The organism is Nocardia arthritidis, from assembly GCF_011801145.1.
In the GTDB taxonomy this organism is placed as follows: domain Bacteria; phylum Actinomycetota; class Actinomycetes; order Mycobacteriales; family Mycobacteriaceae; genus Nocardia; species Nocardia arthritidis_A.
On the sequence record NZ_CP046172.1, the window covers coordinates 5,310,419 to 5,331,287 of the forward strand.

Sequence of the window (20,869 nt, forward strand, 5' to 3'; positions counted from 1 at the left end):
GGCCGGTTTCAGGACGCATACCCGCGAATGAGCGGCAGGTACACCGTGTCGACGATCTCGACGAGCACCTCGTCGGGCACGCTGGGCACGCCACGCGTGACGAATTCATTGCGCAACAAGTCGATCGGAACCGACGCCACCTGCGGGTGCCGGGCCGCAGCGGGGGCCTGCCCGCGCGCGATGGCGCGGTCGAGAATCATCAGCCAAGGCGCTTCACCGGATCGTTCGCGCAGCTGGGCCAGCAGTCCCGGCTCCGGTGCGAGTTCGGCGAGCAGGTTGCGCAGGATCTCGCCGAGGGGTGAGGCGAGATGAGAGTTGGCTCCCCGCAACAACTCCAGCGCGTCCGTGCGTAGGTCGCCGGTGTCGGGGACGATCAGCGCTGCGGCGCTGAGCTGCTTATATGCCGCGACGCCGAGTGCGGCGCGGTGCGGCCAGCGGCGGTAGATGGCGTTCTTGTTGGTGCCGGCCCGCCGGGCGACGGCGTCCATGGTCATACCCGGGTAGCCGGATTCCAGGAGTTCGTCGACGGCCGCGCGCAGGATGGCCTGTTCGAGTTCGGCACCGCGGCGGCGAGTTGATCGAGTGTCGTCGGCCATAACGGTACTCAGCGTACCTTGCGGAGCCGTCGGGGCCTCGCTATGGTCGAAATTAAGGTACTGAACGTACCTTAACCATTCAGGAGGTACCGATGCGCGCCATCGGCGTGTGCTACGACACCGGCTTCGTCCACCGCGGCAACACCACGCACGAACCGTTCGATCCGGATGCCGTGCTCCGGGATATGCGAGCCATCCACGACGACCTGCACTGCGACGCGGTCCGCATCACCGGCGGATACCTCGAGCGGCTGAAGCAGGCGGCCGCACTCGCGGCGGATGTCGGATTGGAGGTGTGGATCTGCCCGTTCGTCAACGGCGTCACACAGGACGAACTGTTCGAAATGGTCGCCGACATCGCGGAATTCGCCGAACGCCTACGGGTCCAGGGCGCGAATGTCGTGCTGGCCGTAGGCTCCGAGCTGAGCCTGTTCGTCGACGGCTTCTTCCCCGGCGACGATTTCGAACAGCGCGCCGCCGCGCTGCCCACCCCGGCGGGCCGGACGGCGATGGCGGCGCTGCCAGGGCCCTTCAACGAATTCCTCGCTCGCGCAACCGCAATCGCGCGGGCCCGCTTCCGCGGCACGCTCACCTACTGCTGTCTGCCGTTCGAGCAGGTGAACTGGGAGATTTTCGACGTACTCGCCACCGATGCCGGATACCGGTCCGCAGCGCTCGCCGACCGCTATCCCGACCTCATGCACACCTTCGTCGCTGCGGGCGCGAAACTCGGAAAGCCGGTGGCCGTAACGGAATTCGGCTGCGTCACCTACCGGGGCTCGGCGGACCGGGCCGACAAAGGCGCGGACGTCATCCAATGGGATCCCGACACCGCAACGCCGCTACGCCTCGACGGCGAATACGAGCGCGACGAGGAAGGGCAGGCCGCGCATCTGCTCGAAATGCTCGCCATCCTCGACGAATCCGGTATCGACGCCGCCTTCTGGTACTGCTTCGCCCGCTCCGACCTCGTCCACCGCGACGAGCCGGTGCTAGACCTCGATCTGGCCAGCGGCGGCCTGGTCAAGGTGTTCGACAGCGTCGGCGGCGCGGCCAAGACCTGGGAACCCAAGCTGGCCTTCGCGGCGATGGCGAACCGCCCCCGCTGACACCGCGCTCACGAAATGGCTTGGGCCAGAGCAGTTCCGGTGTAGTAGGCGCCCAGCCCGCCGATGATGGTCGCGGCCAGGTTGGCCACGGCCTGGAAGCGGGCTCGAGTGCGGGCCAGTTGCAGGGTTTCGTAGCCGAAGGTGCTGTAGGTGGTCAACGCGCCGCACAGGCCGGTGCCGACGAGTACCTGAACGTGCGGGTCCGCCGCCATGCCGCTCAGCGCGCCGAGGATCAGGCTGCCGACGATGTTGACGGTGAAGGTGCCCCACGGGAAGATCGTGTCGTGCCTGGTCTGCACCGCGCGGTCGGTGAGGTACCGCAGGGGCGCGCCGACGGCGGCGCCGAGAATCACCAGCAGCCAGTTCATTTCCGATGCTCCGTCCGGCCGACATAGCGGATGACGTCGACCTCGTCGAGGATGACCAACCCCTCGGTCACGAGCTCGTCGAGCTGCGGCAGGAATGCGCGGACGCGATCGGCGTCGTCGACGATCACGATCGCCACCGGCAGATCCTCCGACAGCGAGAGCAGCCGGGTGGTGTGGATGTGCGACGACGCGCCGAATCCCTCGACGCCGCGAAAGACGCTCGCGCCCGCCAGGCCCGCGCGGTGGGCGCGGTGCACGATCTCGCTGAACAGCGGTTTGCGATGGTAGGTGTCGCTCTCGCCGATGAACACCGTCAGGCGCAGGGCGGGTCCGGTGAGCCGGGTCATGACATCCTCCTGGTGAGCAGGCGGCGAGTGAGGGTGGCGGTGGTCCAGGTCGCGGTGAGTGCCGCGATCGGGGTCGCGGCGAGATACGCCAGCGCGGGTGCGGCGTGCCCGAGGCCGACGAGACGTTCGATATCGGCGGTGTAGGTGGAGAAAGTGGTGTAGCCGCCGAGGATGCCGGTGCCGAGGAACGGGCGCAGCAGCCGGTGACCGGCCCAGATCTCGGTGATCAGCACCATGACGATGCCCATCAGCGCGCATCCGGTGACATTGACGGCGAGGGTGGTCCACGGGAACGCGGCGCCCGCGGTCGGCCACAGCAGGCCCGCGGCGTAGCGGGCGGTCGCGCCGAGCGCGCCGCCCGCCGCCACGACCGCCACCACCGGGGCCTGTTCGCGCGACCGATTCGGCCGCGCCCGCGCGGCGAACGGAGTGCGGGTGGTGGTGTCGGGGTGCGGTGTCGGCATATCCACTCCTACTCGATCGTCGAGGCGCTGCCCCGGGCCTGCCGGGATGGTCGAGTAGGGACCGTTGGCGGCCGATCGCCGCGGTTGGGTACGGCGGGCCCCACCGCCGCGCGAGCCACCCACCGGGGTGGACCCACTGGCCGGACAGCATACGACACACCGGCTTCCGCCTGTTCGTCACCGTGCGGGTTCCGTCAGGCGACCGTTCGGCCCGGGTGGCGACCGCGCTCTGTTCGAATTGCGAGCCGCGCTGCTGCGCGCGTGGATCGCGGAGCTGGTCAGCGGGCGTAGTCGAAACGGACGCCGGATGCGAGTAGGGCGGTGGCGGACAGGCCGAACATGCGGTGGAAGTCGGCGCTGAAGTGGGAGAGGGAGGCGTAGCCCGCGTCGACGGCGCTGCGGGTGAGGTCGTGGCCCGCGGCGAAACCGGCTGCCGCGCTGAGCATTCTCGCCCATTGCCGATAGCGGCGGAAGGTTGTTCCGGTTTGCTCGGAGAAGGTGCGCAGCAGATGGGAGGTGGAGACGCCGACGATGGACGCGGCGTCGACGGCGCTCATCTCGCGGGCCGGGTCGTCGCGAATCAGCTGGGCCACCTTGGTGATTCGCGGATCTATGGCGTTCGGCGCGGGCAGGCTCGCGCGCCGCAGCACCGCTTCGACATCCAGTTCCGCGGCGACGCAGGCCTCGATCAGTTGCCGTTCGTTGCGGTGATCGAAACCGAAACCGGCCCGCGTGCATCGCATTTCGGCCATATCGCGCTCTCCGGCGAGCGGATCGATGAATAGGTACAGCATCCGTCCGCCGGGTGCGGGGATCCGGTGGGTGACCCGGGCGGGCGCATAGGCACTGCGGACACGCACCGCTCCCAGCGCGTCGGCCCGGAATTCGAACGGCCCGTCCAGGCCGACGGCCAGGCAGCCGATGGACGTGGAATGTGGATCGATGGCCAGCCCGGGCCCGACGTATCCCGCGTGCCCGTGCCGGATCCACATGACGGCCCGATCCGCACCGCACGTTTCTGAAAGCGCGACACCCTCCATCCCTGCCAGGCTAATCGCACAGGTTCGAGCGAAGGATGGTGACGTTGTCGACAACCACAGCAGCGGCCCCGCCGGGCGAAATGACCCGCGACGTGGCGGCATTGGCCCGGCTGGACCGGCGCACCACCCGCCCGGGCGAACGCGACTCGGCCGAATTACTGGCGGCGCGGTTGACGGAATCCGGTGCGGTGGCGGTCGAGGTCGCCGAGTTCCGTGGCCAATCATCCTGGGTGCCAGCGCATCTGGCACATCTCATCGGAGCGGTGGCGGCAAGTGCGCTGCCGGGAACAGCGGGACGGCTCGCGTCGGTCGCGGTCGCCGCCTCGTACGAACTGGAGGTCGGCGGCCGCTGCCAGTGGGTGCGGCGACTCCTGCCCGCGGGGCGCGGCGTATCGGTGTCGGCGCGGGTGCCCGCCGCGAACCGGCCGCGCCGCACCCTCGTGCTGATCGCGCACCACGACGCCGCGCACAACGGTCTGGTCTGGCATCCGAAAACCGTTGCGCTGAACCGGTTCCGGTCACACCGCACGGGACGTTCGGCGCCGAGTCACGCCCCGGTCCTGCTGGCGATCCTCGCCTCGGCGGTACCGCATGCCGGTGTCCGGCGCGTCGCGCGACTGGTGTTGGGCGGGCTCGGACTGGCGATGATCCAATCGATGCGCAGCCCGACCACACCCGGCGCGAACGACAATGCCACCGGTGTCGCCGCCGTGCTCGAACTCGTCCGGCGGTTGCGGGCGGCGCCGCTGGCCGACACCGAGGTGCTCATCCTGCTGCCCGGCGGTGAGGAGGCCGGGAATGTCGGCATGCTGGCGTTGACCCGGCGCGACCGATTCGACCCCGCCCATACGCTGGCGATCGGCCTCGATTCCCTCGGCAGCGGTGAGCATTTGGTGGTCGCGCGCCGCGAAGGGCTCACGGGCCGGATGGCCGAACGCGATATCACCGCGGCACAGCGCGTCGCCGCGCGGGCCGGAATCGAGTTGCCCGCGGTGACTTTCGCCAACGTCTGCGATACCACCATCGCGAAACGCGCCGGTATGCGCGCGATCTCGCTGCTGTCCTACGAACGCGGCTGGATCCGCCATCTGCACCTGAAATCCGACACCGCCGACGCCGTCGGCTGGCGCACCGTCATCGACGCCGTCGAACTCACCGAACACCTCGCCCGCGCCTGGGATCGCGGCGAGATCGATTGAGGGGCTGGAGATATGGATCAGCGAAAGACCATCGCCGTCTACGGCGCGACCGGCTACTCCGGCCGCGCGATCGCGAAGGAACTCGTGGCGATGGGTCACGACGTGCTGCTGGCCGGCCGTTCGGCGCAGGCGCTGCGGCGGCTATCGGCCGAACTCGGCGATATCGACCAGTACCCGGTCGCGCTGCACGATCGAAATGGTTTGGCGGACTTGACAGCAGGGGTCCGCACGCTGGTCAATGCCGCCGGGCCGTTCGCCGACACCTACGCCTCGGTGGCCGCCGCGGCGATCGCGGGCGGCTGCCACTATGTCGACATCAGCGGCGAACAGCAGGCCATCCGAGGCCTTTTCGACGATTACGGATCCGCCGCCGCGGCGGCCGGTGTCGCGCTGGTGCCGTCGGCCGCCTTCTACGCCGCGCTGGCGGACCTGCTGATCGCGCTGGCCGCAACCGAATTCGAGCAGGTGGACGATCTCGACATCGCCTATCACATCACCGATTGGGTGCCGAGCGGCGCGGCCTTCGAGGCACGGCTGCGCGGGCTCACGCAACCGGTGCTCCAATTCGACGACGGCCTGGTGGAACTCACCACTCAGCCAGCGGCACGGTGGGTGGACTTCCCGGCGCCGATCGGCCGCCGCCGGGTCGTCGCGTATCCGCTTCCCGACGTGCTCACGATTCCGCGGCATGTGCCGGTGCGCCGCATCCGGCCCGCCATGACGGCATCGACCGTACTGCCACCCTTCGCCGTCCGGTTCGTTCCGCAACTGTCGCGGTTGTATCGGTGGGGTACGCGGACGCCGCTGTCCCGCATCTTCGAACGGGCCGGGGCGGCCGCCACCGGCGGCGTTCGCACCCGAATCGCGAACGATCCCACGCATTTTCATATCGTCGCCCGGTTGTCCGGTGGCGGTGCGCACCGCACCGCGACGCTCTCGGGCCCGGGCATCTTCGATATCACCGGTCCCATCGCCGCACGCATCGCCGCACGCACGATCGAGGCCGATTTCACGGCGTCCGGACCGTTGGCGGCCGCACAGGTCGTCGATCCGGCGGAATTCCTGAACGCACTGCGCGACAGTGGGGTTCGCTACCGGATCGATGCACGCCGATGAACGACTACCGCGGGTTACGCATCGAACAACAGGGCCCGGTGCTGGTGGTGTGGTTCGACAATCCGCCCCGGCACTTCTTCGACGAGCGGATGAGTGTCGAGCTCGACGACCTGACCAGGCGGTTGCGACACGATCGGACGACGCGCGCGGTGGTGTTCACCGGCCACGGCGACAACTATCTGACCCACTTCGATGTGCCCGAACTGCTGCGCGGCTCCGAGCGTCTGCCTTTTCGGGTGCCGTACCCGGTGGCGAAAGCGGTTGTCGCGGACGCCATGCTGGGTCGCCTGCGACCTGCGGACCGGCTGCTGCGCCGCACCCCGGCCCGCGAATTGCTGCTGATGACAAGGACATACGCCGCGCTGCGCCGAATGGACCGGATGGACAAGGTTTTCCTCACCGCCATCAACGGTCTCGCGCTCGGTATGGGCTGTATCTTCGCGCTCGCCTGCGATATTCGGTTGATGGCCGACGATCGGCGGCTCGGCCTGCCCGAATCCGGGCTCGGCATACTCGCGGCGGCGGGCGGTACCCAGCGTCTGGTTCGGATGGTGGGCCCGGGACGCGCCCTCGAACTGCTGCTCGACGGGCGCGCGCTCGATGCGGCCGAGGCGGCCGATCTCGGCCTGATCCACCGCGCCGTACCCGCAGCCGAACTGATGCCCGAGACGTTGGCGATCGCGCGGCGTCTCGCCGACAGACCGCCGCTGATCGTCCGCGAGATCAAGCGCATGGTCTACGACGCGGGTACCCGGCCGTTCGCCGCGGCCACCCGGATGGAGGCCGCGAGCCTGCTCACCACGTTGACATCCGCCGCGGCCGGAGATCGCCTGCGCACCTACCGCGATTTCCTGGCCGCCGCCGATCCGATAACGGACGACGTTGTGCGCCAAGGTTTTTCCACCCTGCTCGACGGCGAACGACTCGAGACACCGGAGGCGTGACGACCACCGGCCACCGCACGGTGTGTATCGAGGCCCCCACCGGGTAGGCGACGCATGAACCTTGTGGTCGACACCACATTCTACTACAGTTTGTAGTATTCAGGCGATCCGTGGAGGGGAATCATGCCGGATTCACATGCCAACAAGCCGATTTCGGACCAGCACCGCCATCGGGCCCGAGGATACGTCCGCCACCTGGCCACACTCCTCGGTCCGGATACTGCCGCCGGTATGCGAGTGGCGCTGAGCCGGGACGCCGGACCGCGGCTGAGCCGCGGCTACCGCCTCGCCACCGATTCGATCCGGGAGCGATGGCGGCCGACCAGGGAGCGGATGCGGGCGTTGATGGTGTCGCCGGGCGGTCGCGTCCACTGGCGCGATGTGCCGGTACCGCCACCACCCGCTCCCGGCGGCGCGATCGTGCACCCGATCGCGGTAACCACCTGCGATCTGGATCGGCCACTGGCGCTGGGCATGTCCCCGCTGCCGTTGCCGCTGTGCCCCGGGCACGAGTGCGTCGCCGAGGTGGTGTCGATCGGCGACGGGGTGCGAACCGTCGCACCCGGCGACCGTGTCGTGGTCCCCAGCCAAATCAGTTGCGGCACTTGCACTTCCTGCGCCAAGGGATATACCGCACACTGTCTGTCCGTACCCCCGGTCTCGATGTACGGACTCGGGGTGACCACCGGCAGCTGGGGCGGGGCCATCAGCGATCTGCTCGCGGTGCCCTACGCCGACGCCATGCTGGTACCGCTGCCAGACGGCATCAGCCCGGCCGCCGCGGCCGGGCTGGGCGACAATGTCAGCGATGCCTATCGCCGCATCGCGCCGCATGCGGCGGGCCTGCTCGCCCGCGGCGACGACGCGCGGGTGCTGATCCTGTGCGAACTCGGCCGTCGCCCACCGTACGGGACCGGATTGGCCCTCTCCACCGGGCTCGTCGCCAAGGCGCTCGGCCTGCCCGACGTACACCTGGTCGACCGTCGCCCCGCACTCCGCCGCCAAGCGGAAGAGCTTGGCATACAAGCACATTCACCGGACGAGCTGACCAAGCTTCCGCTCGCGCCACTGGTCGTCGAGGCGACGGGCACCCGCTCGGGCATGGCCACCGCCATCCGGCACACCGCACCCGACGGCGACTGCACCAGCATCGGCAGCCTGCACAGCGGCATTACCATCCCGGCCTCGCTCATGTACCTGCGCGATATCTCGCTGCACATCGGCCTGCCGCCCGCCCGCACGCTCATCCCGGACGTCCTCGACCTCATGACATCGGGCCGATTCCATCCCGAACATGTCATCACCGACGAGGGCAGCCTCGACGACGCCGAAAACACCATGCGCCGCTACATCTTCGGTGACTCGGTGAAAACCGTCTTCGTCGAGTAGCCGTGCGGGCGCACGGATCCGGGAATAGTTCACCGTCCGGATCGGCTGACCTTGGTCGGACCCGAACCCGAGATCGACTGGAGGACCCACATGACGGTGCGGATCGGCTTGATACTGCCCACCTCGACGCCCGATCCAGCACGGCCGATCATCGGTGACGTGCGGGCCGCGGCGCGGCTGGCCGAGCGGATCGGCGTCGAATCGGTGTGGGCCACCGATCATCTCATCGCCAGCGCGCCGATTCTGGAGACCACCGTCGTGCTGGCGACGGCCGCGGCGGTGACCGAGCGAATCCTGGTGGGGTACAACGTGATGCTGCCCGCGTTACGCGGGGTGGCCTGGGCCGCCAAGCAGATCGCGTCGCTGCAACTGGTATCGGGAAATCGGGTGCTGCTCGGGGTCGGCACCGGGAATCCGGCGCACGGGGATATCGGCTGGCGGGCGGCGGGTGCGTCGTTCGAGGCGCGCGGGAAACTCACCGACGAGGCATTGGCCGCCTTGCCCGGGCTCGTCGAGGGCAGGCCGACTACGCTCGCCGACGGCCTGGAGGTGACGCTCTCACCCGGCGCTCCGATGCCACCGGTGCTGGTGGCGGGCACCGGGAATCGGGTGCGGCGCCGGGCCGCGGCGCACGGTGACGGGTGGATTCCGATCGCACCCGACCTGACGCGGCTGCCCGCCGAAATCGCCCGGCTGGGCGAGCTCGCGGCGGAGTTCGGCCGCCCGGCGCCCACGGTAACCGTTGTGGCACCGGCATTGTCGGACGATCCGCGCCGGGCCGCCGAGCAGTTGACGGAGTACGGGGCGGCCGGTGTCGAGCGAGTGATCCTGCGGTCGTCCGGGCCGGATTGGGAACGGAATTACGCCTTCGCCGCGGATGTCGTTGCCGCGCGGTAGATAACGGTTCGGCCCCGGCGGTCTATCCGCCGGGGCCGACTCACGCTACCGATACGAATGCCGAATTACCCTGCCATAACTCGTGATTCGCGATATCTCGTACCGATGTGGGCGTCACCGAGCAAGGCATCCACGCCGATGCCGAGCCGTCCGGTGACCGTCGATAGCGCGGTCCGCACGGTTTGCGGCACCGTAGCCGATCGCGCCTGCAGCCGCACCGGATGCGCTGCCCACCCTTCGATACCGACATGGCATAGGTAGCCGATACCGGTCGATTCCGAAATCCGTTGCGGCGTGTTGATCGTCACCCGAACCCGTCGCCCACCCACATCGAGCTCCCGCACCACGAGCACATCACCTGTCATAGCTGAACAGTATTTGCCCAGCTCTTCATGGTCGAATCCGGGTGCGCGTGTCGCTCGCGGGCGTGTTCGAATCGATACGTGACGAACCTTGGCGCGAACGCTCATCGGCCGCGGTCGCCGCCACCACTGCGCGTATGAGCAAGACTGGAACCGGCCGGAAGGGTTACCAGTCATTCACGGTGAATGTAGTACGAGGTCGGTGTTCAATTCTATTGTCTTGCAGAGCATATGCGACATTGTCGCCATCCGACGGTGATATTAAGTTACTATCTATTCTTCGTAGACTACTGGAGATCCAGCACAGTGAAGGAACCGGGTCCATGACTGCCGCTGCGAATTCGCGGGAATCCATTGCGCACGAGCCGGCGCTCACCACGGAGCGGACGCGCATCCGCATTCCGGCGGTCCACCGCTCGGCGACCAAGCGCCCGCCGCGACTGCCGGACGCGCTCGACTTCTGGCAATTCGCCGGGGCCGCCGCGAATGTCGCCATGCAGATGGCGCGGCCCGGCGTCGGCCACGGCGTCGCGGACAGCAAGGTGGAATCCGGCGCGCTGCTGGTGCATCCGTGGAAGCGCCTGCGGACTACGGCCTCGTATCTGGCGGTCGCGATCCTCGGCACCGAATCCGATAAGGAGGCGTTCCGCGAGGCCGTGAACGTGGCGCACCGCCAGGTACGGTCCGAGCCGGGCGCGCCGGTCCGGTACAACGCATTCGACCGCGACCTCCAGTTGTGGGTGGCCGCCTGCCTCTACATCGGTTTCGAGGATTCCTATCAGCTGCTGAACGGCCGGATGAGCCCGGAACAGGCCGAGGCGTTCTATCGAACATCCGCGACACTCGGCACCACGCTCCAGGTGAGTCCGGATATGTGGCCCGCGACCCGCGCCGAATTCGAAACCTACTGGAATCGCGCGGCCGAACAGGCGGTGCTCGACGACAAGGTGCGCGCCTACCTCGACGAGCTACTGCACCTGCGGATGATCCACTGGTACCTGCGGGTGCTCTTCGGCGGGTTGCTGCGATTCCTCACCGCGGGCTTCCTTGCGCCGCACTTCCGTGCGCAGCTGGGTATCGAATGGTCCGATACCGATCAGCGGCGGTTCGAACACCTTTTCCTGTTCGTCGGATTCGTGAACCGCTTCATCCCGCGCTTCATCCGCTTCTACCCGACCCACTTCCTGATCCGGGATGTGCGCCGCCGAATTCGCAAGCGCAAACCGCTCATCTGATCCGCACGGGCCGTCACTGCTGTGGCCGCGGCGCGAGCGGCGCGTCGACCTTGTTCACCAGCCACCGATCGCCCGACCGCTCCAGCCGCATCACCATCGACAGCTGCCCGGGCGCCGGTTTGCCCTTGGTGCCCAGGCTCGTGATGGTCTGCCCGATCACCACGATCGCCTCGGCGGAATCGGTGTCGCCGCCGCGAATCGCGCACTGGACCTCGTTCACCTTCGACACCACCTCGCCCTGTGCGAGCACATCGCGCAATTCCTTACTGGTCGAATCGAATTGCTTACGCCAGTCGCCGGTCGCCCCGTCGAGCACCGCGCTCACGTAGCCGTCGAGATGTTTCGCGTCGTAGTCGGCCAGGACCGGCGCGTACCGGCACGCCGCGGCGCGCGCCTGCTCCTGCGCGGACAGCAGGTCCTCGTGCTTCTTGTTCTGGAAGAACAGATATCCGGTGCTGCCGAGCGATGCCACGAGCAGCAGCGCGGCCGCGGCACCCGATGCGATGCGGGTGCGGCGGCTGAATGATGGGCGAGTTATCAAGCGGCGGAATCCTTTTCGTTCGGCAATCGGTTCTGTCCCGGTCGCCGGATCGACCTCAGGTGCCGTGTCTGCCTGGACGGCGGGGTCCGCGGCCGCCGAGTCCACCACGGCCACTGCTGGTTTCGCCGCAGCCGCTACCTCCACCGGTTCCGATTCGGCCGCCGATTGCGGCGACATCTCCGCTTCTCCTGCGGCCGAGCTCGATTCCGCCGACGCACCGTGCGTCGACTTATCGATCGCCGGATCCGTGGCGTCGGCGCGCTCGTCCTTGTTCACCATGTCGCTCATAGCTTTTCACCTCTATCGAGTGGGTGCGGGTTGGGACAGCTCGTTTCCGGTCACGCCGGGCGGCGGGCCCGATCCGTTGTCGGGCACGTCGGGGCGCGGGGCATTGGCCGAGCCGCGGATCTGCAGGGCCGGGTTGCTGGTGACGCAGTAGTTGTAGAGCCGGACCCGGGTGTCGGTGGTCTTCTCGGTGGGGACCACGGGGATGGTGTCGTATTCGCACCACGGTCGCGGCCACGGATCGACCAGCGTGTAGAACTGGCCGTCGTGTGCCGGGATGCCGAGCGCCTCCGATCCGGTGCGCAGCGCGGGGAACAGCGCGGCGATCGCGGGCGCGCGCAATTTCGCCGCCTTGGTGATCGCGACGAAGTTCGTCACCAGATCGGTGATCGGATCCTGTGTGCGCGAAACGAATTCGTTCAGCGTGGCCAACTGTCCCGGCCCGGCGTCGATCAGGTGGCGCAGTTCCCGATCGGCCGCGGTCGTCTGCTCGAACAGCACGCCGCCCGCTCTGGTGAGCGTGGCCAGGTCGGGTTGCGCGTGCGAGGTGGTTTCGGCGATCACCTCGAGGTTCGCGATGAGGGCGCGGGTCTGCGGCAGCAGGCCGTCCAGCCCGGCCATCGCCCGGCTCATCCCGGATATCATGTCGCGCAACCGATCCGGGCCGCCGGCCAGCGCACGGTCGAGCTCGTCGATGATCGTGTCGAGCCGGTCCGGGTTCATCCCGCCGATGAAATCGCTCAGATTCGCCAGCACCGATTGCACCGGTACCGGCACGGTCGTACGCGCACGCTCGACGACGGCGCCGTCGCTCAGATACGGCCCGGTTTCGGAGTCGGGGCGGAAGTCCAGATACTGTTCGCCGGCCGCGGACAGCCGCCCGACGGCGACGGTTCCGCCGACGGGAATGCGGGCCGCCGCGTCGATTTCGGCGATCGCCGTCACACCGGCGCCGGAAATCCGGAGCTCACGCACCTTCCCCACCCGGACGCCCCGGAACGTCACGTCGTTGCCCCGCGACAATCCGCCCGACGACGGCAGCTCCACCGTCACGGTGTAGCCGCGCGCCAACGGATTCCACCGCAGCACGCCGGCGGACAGGTAGGCCGTGCCGAGCACCAGCGCGACGATCAAACCGATATTCGCGACCGCTATCCGGTGGCGCACCAACCATTGCCACAGCGGCGGATTCACCGCTCGCCCCCGGGCCGAGGCGGGCTGGTCAAGCGCCCGATGACCTTTTCGATCACCTGGGCCAGACTCCCGATGAATGCTGCGGCGTCACCGAATTCGGGCCATCGGCTGCCGTTCGGATCCGTCAACGCGCCGACGCTGAGGTAGGAAACGGTCGCCGCGACGGCGAGCGTCGGACCACTCATGCTGGCCATCACCGGCGGATAGATTTCGTGTAATCCTTCGAGGGTGCCCGCCAGATCGTCGCCCATTCGGGTGAAGCCCGACATCAGCCGCTGAATGCTCTCGAACAGGCTCACCGCCTGCGGCCCGGTGCTGTCGGCGAAATCCCCGAGCGCCGCCATGGTTTCCGAAACCTTCCGCAGCAGTGTGACGATGCTCTGCGTGTTCTCGCTGAGCAGCGCCAACAGTTGCGGGAACGAGTCGGCGGCCGCGCCGAGTTCGGCCTTGCGCCTGGACAATTCGCCGCTCAGCACGTTCAGCCCGGTCAGAGTGCTGTCGATATCGGCGGTTCGCTGGTTCAATGCCGCTATGGCATCGGTCATTTCGCCGATCAGGTGGGCCAGCTGCGGAGCCCGGCCCGCGAACATCGAGTTCAGTTCCGCCGCGATTTTCGCCGCCTGGTTGATGCCGCCCCCGTTGATCAGCATGGACACCGACATCATCAGCTGCTCCACCGATGCGGCCGCCGCGGTGTGCTGAAGATCCAGTGTGTCGCCGGGCCGCAGCGGCGGACCGCCCGCACCCTCCGGCGGCAGCGTCATCGCGACGAAGATATCGCCGAGCGGCGTCGCCTGGCGCAGCTCGGCCGTGGTTCCCTGGGGAAGTGAGATGTCCTCGCGGATAAGCATTTCCACATCGGCGACGAAGTTCGTCGTGGTGATGCGGGTGACGACGCCGATATCGGTTCCGCCGATCCGGATGTGGGCGCGCTGCGGCAGATTCAGCGCATCGCGAAAGGCGGCGTGAATGGTGTATCCCGGCGCGCCGAGACCGGGTTCCGGCATCGGAACGTCCTCGACGGTTACCACGCATCCGCTCGCGCTCACCGCTACCGCGAGCACGGCGGCGACGATTCGAATTCGCTTGATCCGCAACGTCATTTGGTGATTCCCAGCAGTGCGGCGGTGAGCCCGAAGTCGGGGCCGAAATCCTGGATGCGGCCGGTGCGGCAGCCGTCGAGGCGCAGCTGGATACGCTCGCAGAACAGCGAAAGCGCCTCGCTGTCCAGCACCGTCTTGTCGAGCAGGCCGTGTAATCGCAACGCCTGGTCCTCGCGGCTCACCGCATTGGACAGGTTCTGGAACAGCAGCGGGCCGACGTCGACGATTTCGGTGAGCCCGCGCGCGTTCGCCCGCATCTGCGCGGTGACCTCGGCGAACCGGTTCATGGCCCCGGCCAGCTGATCCCCATTCTGCCCGACGAGCGTCGCGGTGTTGGTGACGAATTGGTCCAGCTGGTCCAGCACCGCCTGCAGCCCGGGCGCCTGATCGCCCATCAGCCGGACCAGTTCGGTGAGCCTGCCGCTGAAATCGCGGACGGTCTGGTCGTTTTGGGCGGTGATCTCGGTGACCTCGTTGAGTTTGACGATGGTGTCGCCGATCTGGTCCTTGTTCGCCAGGGTGACCTGGAATGCGGCGGAGAGCGCGTCGAGGGTCTGTTTCAGCTTGTCGCCGTTGCCGTTCAGCAGCGGGAACAGCACCCGGCTCGCCATCGGCCCGGTACGGTCGTCGCCTTTGAGCGCCGCGCCGAGCTGATCGAAGTTCTGCAGTATCCGGTCCAGCTCCACCGGAGTCCTGGTGTGCGCCAGCGGGATATGCGCCCCGTCCGCGAGCACCGGCCCGTTACCCGGATAGGCGGGCGCGAGCTCGATGTGCCGATTGGTGATCAACTGCGGATTCACCAGCGCCGCAATGGCATCCGCTGGGATGCGGACGTCCTTGTCGATACTCATGGTCACCTGCACGTAACTGCCCTTGGCCTCGATCGTGTCGACCCGCCCCACCGGGACGCCGAGCACGGCGACCTCGTTGCCCGCGTACAGCCCGGCGACGTTCTCGAAATCGGCGCTGATACGCAGATGTTCACCGAGATACTGTCCGGGCAGTGCCGTCAGGCTCGCGGGCAGCAGTCCGCATCCGGCGGTGAGCAGCATGCTCGCGCACAGCGCCATCATCTTCATCGCGACGCGCGCCATCAGCCGCACCCCTGTACCGCTCGGGCGAAACACAACCAGTTGTCCGGAAAGATCCACGGCGCGTATACATTTCCGTACGGACCGTCGCCGAGAACATTGTTGAACTGCCGCAGCGCCACCGGCATGATCTCGTAGAGCCGGTCGAGGTTGCGCCGGTTCTTCGTCAAACCCTCGGACATGGTGTTCAGGTCGTTGATCAGCGGGGCCAGCCGATCATTGTTCTCCAGGCCCATCTCCTGGAGCACCTTCGAGAGCGCCGCCACATTGTCCAGCAACTGTTTCAGCAGTTCCTGCCGTCGCTGCACCGCCGTCCCGATCGCGTCGCCGCGGGTGATCAGCAGCAATACGCTGTTCTGGTTGTCCGACACCAGCTGTGCGACCTGATCCATACCCTTCAGCAGGGTGTCCACCTCTTCGCGGCGATCGCTGACCACCTTCGCCAGCGCACCGATGCTGTCGAGCGCCTGCACGGCCAACTGCGGGGAATCGCCCATCTGCTGGTTGATCACGTCCAGCGCCTGCCGCAACTTCCCCGGGTCGATCCGCTCGATCCGCTCGAACGAATTCTTGTACTGCGGATCCTGAATGACCTTGCTGAGGTTGTACGGTACCGCCGTGTTCTCGATTCGAATACGGTTGCCCGGCAGGCCCTTTCCATTGCCGGGCACCAGATCGATGTGCAGCTTGCCCAATATGGTCGACATCTTGATGGCCGCGTGCGCGTCCGGCCCGAGCCGCAGATCGCGGCGGATCTTCAGCTCGGCCACCACCTTGTCGCCGTCGAGCCGGATCGAACGCACCTGGCCCACTTCGATTCCCGATACGTCGACGGTCGCGCCGGGCCGTAATCCGGCCGCCTGCGCGAATTCCGCCTGGATCGTCCGGTCGCCGACCCGCACCTGTTCGAGCACGCTCGAGCCGACCAGCAGCAGCGCGACCAGCGTCGCCGCGGTGATGCCGAGCCGCAGATATCGGTTGCCGAGAAAGCCCGGCGGCCTTCGCTTTACCGTCATCGGCACACCTCCGATTGCGAATCGCCGCCCACCTGGGAGAACAGCCCAGGCGGTAGCAGCACGCCCCACAGCGAGACGTCCAGGCGGCAGATGTAGGCATTCCCGTACGCGCCGTAGCTGGTGAAACGGGCGATGCCGTTGAGGATCGTCGGCAGCTCGACCGCGGCCCGATCCAGCGACGCGCCGTTGAGCAGCAGCAGCGCCACACCGGATGTCGCATCGCCCTGCGCCCGCGCCAGCCCCGGCTCGAGCTGGGTGATGAGGCGGGTGAGCGAATCGGTCGAACCGGCCACCCGATCGACCGAACTCTTCAGCGATTCCCCTTGGCTGTAAAGCGCTTCCACCAACGCACGGGCCTGGGTGAGCAAGGTTTCGAACTCGCCGCTGCGGCGCGCGAGGCCGGAGATCACACCGCTGAGGTTGGTCAGCACCTCGCCGAGGATCTTGTCGCGCTGCCCGAAGGTGCCCGCGAGCTCGGCGGCCTGCGTCACCAGCGCGCCGAGCGAGACCTGATTGCCCTGCAATGCCTGAATCAGCGTCTCCGACAGCGAATTCACCTGATCCGGTCGCAGCACATCGAACAGCGGCTCGAATCCGGACAGCAGCGCCGACACGTCGAACGACGGCTCGGTGCGGGCGAGCGGGATCTCGCCGTCCGGCGGCAGCGGCGTCCCCGGATCGGCGCCCGGCAGCAGTGCGATATACCGTTGTCCGATCAAATTCTGGTATCGGACAACGGCTTTCGTTGTCGAGGTGAGATGCTGGCCGTCTTGGATGCGGAACCCGACCCGCGCCTGGTAGCCGTCCCCGAAACCGATGGTGTCCACCCGGCCGACGCGCACACCGGCCATCCGCACATCGTCGCCGACCCGCAGCCCCAGCACATCGGAGAACACCGCGGAATACGATCGGGTGCCACCGGCGACCGGTCGCTGCAGCGTCGACCAAATCGTATAGGTCAATACGACGGCCACGACCGCGAACAAGCCGAATCCCACCGTCGCCCTGGCCGATTTCATCGCGGACCGCCTTCCTGGTCGTAGACGGTGACCGCGCCGCCCGCCAGCAGCGGACCGATCAGCAGCAGTTGGGTCGCCGTAGGCCGGTCGCCGACGACGGCGGCTACCGCGGCGGGCCCGCGCACTGCCGCCGGATCGCGGTCCGCGGCGGGCACGGTGATCCCCGGAATCGACGGCAGGCCAGGGATACCCGCGAGCGGAGGCTGCACAACCGGCGGAGGCGGTCCGGCCGAATCCAGCCACCCCGGTCGCAGCGATTCCGGAAACTCTTGCGGCGGTGCGGAATCCGGGACCGTAGGACCACCGCAGCGCGGGCCGCTCAGCTCGCCGTAGTGCGGGCAATCCCGAGCGGTGTATTGCTGGAAGGGCGTGAACGACACATCCATTCGCCACACCATCTGGCGGTGCGGCCCGAAATTGAATGTCGTGGCCAGCTTTCGCAGCGCGGCATTGAAGTTGGCGGCCGTATACGGGATCGCGTCCGGATCCCGCGCCAGGCTGCCGAACAGCTCATCGGTCCCCGCGACGAGGAATTTGCCCGCGTCGGGGTTGCGCGCGAACAGCGAATTCACCGCGTCGACGGCCGCATTGCCGTTCGTCAGCAGCGCCACCAGCCCGGCCCGGCGTTCGGCGAGCGTGCGCGCGGTGGTGACGGATTCCGAAAGCACCCCGACCAGATCCGGCGCCGATCGGCTCAACGCCTGTGCGGCGCGGCCGAGATCGCCGAGCAGAGTTCCGATTCCGGGAATCGAGCGCACCGCGGTGAGCCACGCATCGAGCCGCTCGACGGTCGAACCCGGTGCGCGCGCGGCGGGATCGAGGGCGGCCGCCAGGGTGGCGAGCACCCGGCCGAGCTTTTCCGGTTGGATCTTGTCGAGCACGTCGCGCAGCACGTTCAGCGTGGTCTGCAGTTGGACGGTGCCGCCGCTCGTATCCTCGGCGATCGTCGCGCCGGCCCGCAGCCTGCCCGGCGCGGGCCCGTTGTCGACCAATTCGATCGCGGTCACGCCGAAGAGGTTGTTGGGCACCACCCGCGCCGTCACATTGTCCGGAATCGAGCCCGCCAGGTGCGGATCCAGGTCGACGCTCGCGTGCTGGCGCGCCCCCTTCGCGACGACCTCCACCCCGGCCACCCGGCCGACCAGCAGGCCGCGGAATTTCACATCCGCCCGCGCGGGCAGGCCGTCACCGGTGCTGGTCAGGGCGACGGTGACCGCGACGCGTCGTTCGAAGGCGCCGGTGTATCGCAGGGTCAGCAGGCCGAGCAGCACCGCGACAACGGTAAGCATCGCCAGTCCGGCCATGCTCAGTTGACGGCCGGTCGGGCCGCGGCCACTGGGATCGAGAAGTATCGCCATACCGCTACCCCGAGATCCGGAATCCCGGATCTATTCCCCAGATCGCCAGTGTGAGAAACAGATTCGCGAAAACCATGACGACGATCACCATCTTGATCGCGCGTCCGGCCGCCATGCCGACACCCTCGGGCCCGCCGCTGGCGACGTATCCGTAATAGCACTGGATGAAGGTGGAAAGCAGCACGAACACGACGACTTTCAGCAGCGACCAGAACACGTCGGGTCCGATGAGGAACTGGAAGAAGTAATGGTCGTAGGTGCCCGCCGAGGTGCCGCCGAGGAATAGCACCGACAGTTTCGTCGCCAGATACGCTGCCGCGAGGCCGATTCCGTACAGCGGGACGATGGTCAGCGTCGCCGCGACCATGCGGGTGCTCACCAGGTATGGAAGTGGCCGGATGGCAAGCGATTCCAGCGCGTCGATCTCCTCCGCGATCCGCATCGCGCCGATCTGCGCGGTGAACCGGCATCCGGCTTGGATGGCGAACGCCAGGGTGCCGAGAATCGGCGCCAGCTCGCGCGTGGTCGCGAACCCGGAGATGGCACCGGTCAACGGGCTCATCGTGAGCAGGTTCAGCGCCGTGTACGACTCCATCCCGACGATGATTCCGCCGAAGGCGCACAGGATGAATACGACGCCGATGGTGCCGCCGCCGACGATGAGCGATCCGTTGCCCCAGCCGACATCGGCGGTCAGCCGTAGCACTTCCTTCCGATAGTGCCTGAGCGCGAAGGGAATTGCCGCCACCGCCCGGACGAAGGTGATCGTCTGGTGACCGAGCCGCTGATTGGCGTGCACCGGAACCATGGCGGCGCCCGCGACCGCGCGGAAGGGTTTCAGTGGCGGCGGGACGTACGTGCTTGCCATGCTCAGACCACCTTCGCGGGCAACAGCGTGTTGTAGAGCTGGGTGAGAATGATGTTGGTGGCGAACAGCATCAGGGCCGAGCTCACCACGGCGGAGTTCACCGAATTCGCGACGCCGCCCGGGCCGCCGCTGGTGTGCAGGCCGATATCGCAGGCGATGATCGCGGTGAGCGCACCGAAGATCGCGGCTTTGACCAGGGCGACGACGAGATCGTTCGCCACCGCGAAGGAGGCGAACGAGCCGATGAAGGATCCCGGCGTGCCCGACTGGGCGTAGACGTTGAACAGATACGCGGTGGCGAAACCGACGAAAACGACGAAGCCGCACAGCAATACGCTCACCAGCACCGCCGCGGCCAGGCGCGGGGCCACCAGGCGGCGCACCGGGTCGACACCCATCACCATCATCGCGTCGATCTCCTCGCGAATGGTCCGCGAGCCGAGGTCGGCGCAGATCGCCGACCCGACGGCGCCGGCGATCATGAGCGCCGAAACCAGCGGTGCGCCTTGGCGAATGATGCCGAGACCGGCCACCGCGCCGACGAAGGTGGTCGCACCGACCTGATTCACCAGCGCACCGACCTGGATCGAAACCACCACCGCGATCGGAACCGCGACGAACACCGTCGGGGCCGCCGACACACCGGCCATGAAGGCGCACTGCTTGATGAACTCCTGGAACGGAAACCGGCCGCGGACGATCGAAATCACCAGCTGGACAAGCGTTTCCCGGCCAAGCAGCACCTGTCTGCCGAGGGTTTCGAGCGAGCGTTGCGGGTGACGGCGCCACAAACCCATGGCAGCGCCCGCGATTCGCTCCAGCTCCCCTGTCTCCGACTCCGGATCGGATCCCGTGACGACCGCCATCTCAGCTCCCCAACCCGACGAGCCAGTGTTGCAGCGCGACGAGCAGCCCCGCGACCACCGCGAATCCGGCCGCGAGCACGGTCAGGACGGCCAGCCACAGCCCGAACCGAAGGACCGGATGCACCCGCATCCGGCCACCGAGGATCTTGACGCCGATCACCAGGACGTCGATGAACCACACCAGCGCCATCATCAGGTCATGCACACATTCGAGAAGGTGAGCACCGGCCAGCACACGATCGAACCGAGAAATGAGATCAGCACATCGATTCCGTGCATATTCCGCAGATGACTCGTGTGCGTCAGGGACCAGACCACCCCGACGAGACCGTACGGCACCGCGAGAATGATCAGCGTCCCGAGGAATTCCGAGACCTTCATCTCGTAGCTCAGCAACCGATCCAGCCTCTTCAGCATCCGCCGCCGCATCCTTTCGTCCCGAATCCGATGCCCGGCGCATCG

24 protein-coding genes are annotated in these 20,869 nt (G+C 67.5%); 7 read left to right on the top strand and 17 right to left on the bottom strand.

The features are described 5' to 3' along the window. Window positions 1-8 precede the first annotated feature (8 nt). Window positions 9-596, bottom strand: a complete 588-nt coding sequence (locus F5544_RS23905; RefSeq protein WP_167475266.1) for a TetR/AcrR family transcriptional regulator — start codon at window positions 594-596, stop codon at window positions 9-11. 92 nt (window positions 597-688) lie between these two features. On the opposite strand from F5544_RS23905, the gene F5544_RS23910 reads away from it, so the two are divergent. Beyond that, the gene (locus F5544_RS23910) at window positions 689-1,705 is read left to right on the top strand and encodes a hypothetical protein (RefSeq protein ID WP_167475267.1); all 1,017 of its coding nucleotides are present in this window, start codon (window positions 689-691) and stop codon (window positions 1,703-1,705) included. An 8-nt stretch (window positions 1,706-1,713) separates the two neighbouring features. On the opposite strand, the gene crcB is transcribed toward F5544_RS23910, so the two are convergent. From crcB to F5544_RS23930, 4 genes are all read right to left on the bottom strand, one after another. Further along, on the bottom strand, window positions 1,714-2,073 hold the full coding sequence (crcB, locus tag F5544_RS23915) for a fluoride efflux transporter CrcB (RefSeq protein ID WP_167475268.1): 360 nt from the start codon (window positions 2,071-2,073) through the stop codon (window positions 1,714-1,716). Beyond that, the gene (locus F5544_RS23920) at window positions 2,070-2,420 is read right to left on the bottom strand and encodes a DUF190 domain-containing protein (protein ID WP_167475269.1); all 351 of its coding nucleotides are present in this window, start codon (window positions 2,418-2,420) and stop codon (window positions 2,070-2,072) included. The genes crcB and F5544_RS23920 overlap by 4 nt, the downstream gene beginning before the upstream one ends. Further along, on the bottom strand, window positions 2,417-2,884 hold the full coding sequence (locus F5544_RS23925) for a fluoride efflux transporter FluC (RefSeq protein ID WP_167475270.1): 468 nt from the start codon (window positions 2,882-2,884) through the stop codon (window positions 2,417-2,419). The genes F5544_RS23920 and F5544_RS23925 overlap by 4 nt, the downstream gene beginning before the upstream one ends. 278 nt (window positions 2,885-3,162) lie before the next feature. Beyond that, complete coding sequence (locus F5544_RS23930) at window positions 3,163-3,924, bottom strand: AraC family transcriptional regulator (RefSeq protein ID WP_167475271.1); 762 nt, start codon at window positions 3,922-3,924, stop codon at window positions 3,163-3,165. Between the two features lie 44 nt (window positions 3,925-3,968). On the opposite strand from F5544_RS23930, the gene F5544_RS23935 reads away from it, so the two are divergent. The 5 genes from F5544_RS23935 (at window position 3,969) to F5544_RS23955 (ending at window position 9,469) form a co-directional block, all read left to right on the top strand. Next, the gene (locus tag F5544_RS23935; protein WP_167475272.1) at window positions 3,969-5,123 is read left to right on the top strand and encodes a M28 family peptidase; all 1,155 of its coding nucleotides are present in this window, start codon (window positions 3,969-3,971) and stop codon (window positions 5,121-5,123) included. A gap of 12 nt (window positions 5,124-5,135) precedes the next feature. After that, on the top strand, window positions 5,136-6,239 hold the full coding sequence (locus tag F5544_RS23940; protein ID WP_167475273.1) for a saccharopine dehydrogenase NADP-binding domain-containing protein: 1,104 nt from the start codon (window positions 5,136-5,138) through the stop codon (window positions 6,237-6,239). After that, on the top strand, window positions 6,236-7,183 hold the full coding sequence (locus tag F5544_RS23945; protein ID WP_167475274.1) for an enoyl-CoA hydratase/isomerase family protein: 948 nt from the start codon (window positions 6,236-6,238) through the stop codon (window positions 7,181-7,183). The genes F5544_RS23940 and F5544_RS23945 overlap by 4 nt, the downstream gene beginning before the upstream one ends. Window positions 7,184-7,306: 123 nt before the next feature. Then, window positions 7,307-8,572, top strand: coding sequence for a zinc-dependent alcohol dehydrogenase (locus tag F5544_RS23950; RefSeq protein WP_167475275.1), 1,266 nt, complete (start codon window positions 7,307-7,309; stop codon window positions 8,570-8,572). Window positions 8,573-8,662: 90 nt separating this feature from the next. Continuing rightward, window positions 8,663-9,469 (top strand): LLM class flavin-dependent oxidoreductase, encoded by an 807-nt coding sequence (locus F5544_RS23955; protein WP_167475276.1) that lies wholly within the window; start codon window positions 8,663-8,665, stop codon window positions 9,467-9,469. A gap of 65 nt (window positions 9,470-9,534) precedes the next feature. On the opposite strand, the gene F5544_RS23960 is transcribed toward F5544_RS23955, so the two are convergent. Then, complete coding sequence (locus tag F5544_RS23960; RefSeq protein ID WP_167475277.1) at window positions 9,535-9,834, bottom strand: hypothetical protein; 300 nt, start codon at window positions 9,832-9,834, stop codon at window positions 9,535-9,537. 320 nt (window positions 9,835-10,154) lie between these two features. Here F5544_RS23960 and F5544_RS23965 point away from each other — a divergent pair, with 320 nt between their 5' ends. Beyond that, a complete protein-coding gene (locus tag F5544_RS23965; protein ID WP_167475278.1) occupies window positions 10,155-11,066 on the top strand; it encodes an oxygenase MpaB family protein in 912 nt (303 codons plus the stop codon). A 13-nt stretch (window positions 11,067-11,079) separates the two neighbouring features. On the opposite strand, the gene F5544_RS46485 is transcribed toward F5544_RS23965, so the two are convergent. The 11 genes from F5544_RS46485 to F5544_RS24020 form a co-directional block, all read right to left on the bottom strand. After that, window positions 11,080-11,895, bottom strand: coding sequence for a hypothetical protein (locus tag F5544_RS46485; protein WP_238846616.1), 816 nt, complete (start codon window positions 11,893-11,895; stop codon window positions 11,080-11,082). 12 nt (window positions 11,896-11,907) lie between these two features. Next, on the bottom strand, window positions 11,908-13,086 hold the full coding sequence (locus F5544_RS23975) for an MCE family protein (RefSeq protein ID WP_167475279.1): 1,179 nt from the start codon (window positions 13,084-13,086) through the stop codon (window positions 11,908-11,910). Continuing rightward, window positions 13,083-14,189, bottom strand: coding sequence for an MCE family protein (locus tag F5544_RS23980; protein WP_167475280.1), 1,107 nt, complete (start codon window positions 14,187-14,189; stop codon window positions 13,083-13,085). Before F5544_RS23980 ends, F5544_RS23975 begins: the two co-directional genes overlap by 4 nt. Beyond that, the gene (locus tag F5544_RS23985; protein ID WP_167475281.1) at window positions 14,186-15,283 is read right to left on the bottom strand and encodes an MCE family protein; all 1,098 of its coding nucleotides are present in this window, start codon (window positions 15,281-15,283) and stop codon (window positions 14,186-14,188) included. Before F5544_RS23985 ends, F5544_RS23980 begins: the two co-directional genes overlap by 4 nt. Beyond that, entirely contained in the window at window positions 15,283-16,296 is a 1,014-nt protein-coding gene (locus F5544_RS23990; protein ID WP_167475282.1) for an MlaD family protein, read from the bottom strand. The genes F5544_RS23985 and F5544_RS23990 overlap by 1 nt, the downstream gene beginning before the upstream one ends. Further along, window positions 16,293-17,315, bottom strand: a complete 1,023-nt coding sequence (locus tag F5544_RS23995) for an MlaD family protein (protein WP_167475283.1) — start codon at window positions 17,313-17,315, stop codon at window positions 16,293-16,295. Before F5544_RS23995 ends, F5544_RS23990 begins: the two co-directional genes overlap by 4 nt. Then, window positions 17,312-18,667 (bottom strand): MlaD family protein, encoded by a 1,356-nt coding sequence (locus tag F5544_RS24000; RefSeq protein ID WP_167479430.1) that lies wholly within the window; start codon window positions 18,665-18,667, stop codon window positions 17,312-17,314. The genes F5544_RS23995 and F5544_RS24000 overlap by 4 nt, the downstream gene beginning before the upstream one ends. 10 nt (window positions 18,668-18,677) lie before the next feature. Continuing rightward, window positions 18,678-19,541 (bottom strand): ABC transporter permease, encoded by an 864-nt coding sequence (locus F5544_RS24005; RefSeq protein ID WP_167475284.1) that lies wholly within the window; start codon window positions 19,539-19,541, stop codon window positions 18,678-18,680. A gap of 2 nt (window positions 19,542-19,543) precedes the next feature. After that, the gene (locus tag F5544_RS24010; RefSeq protein WP_238847482.1) at window positions 19,544-20,338 is read right to left on the bottom strand and encodes an MlaE family ABC transporter permease; all 795 of its coding nucleotides are present in this window, start codon (window positions 20,336-20,338) and stop codon (window positions 19,544-19,546) included. Window positions 20,339-20,408: 70 nt separating this feature from the next. Continuing rightward, complete coding sequence (locus F5544_RS24015; protein WP_428847069.1) at window positions 20,409-20,612, bottom strand: hypothetical protein; 204 nt, start codon at window positions 20,610-20,612, stop codon at window positions 20,409-20,411. Next, window positions 20,600-20,824 carry a hypothetical protein gene (locus tag F5544_RS24020; protein ID WP_167475286.1) on the bottom strand — a complete coding sequence of 75 codons (225 nt, stop codon included), beginning with the start codon at window positions 20,822-20,824 and terminating at the stop codon, window positions 20,600-20,602. Before F5544_RS24020 ends, F5544_RS24015 begins: the two co-directional genes overlap by 13 nt. Window positions 20,825-20,869: the final 45 nt, after the last annotated feature.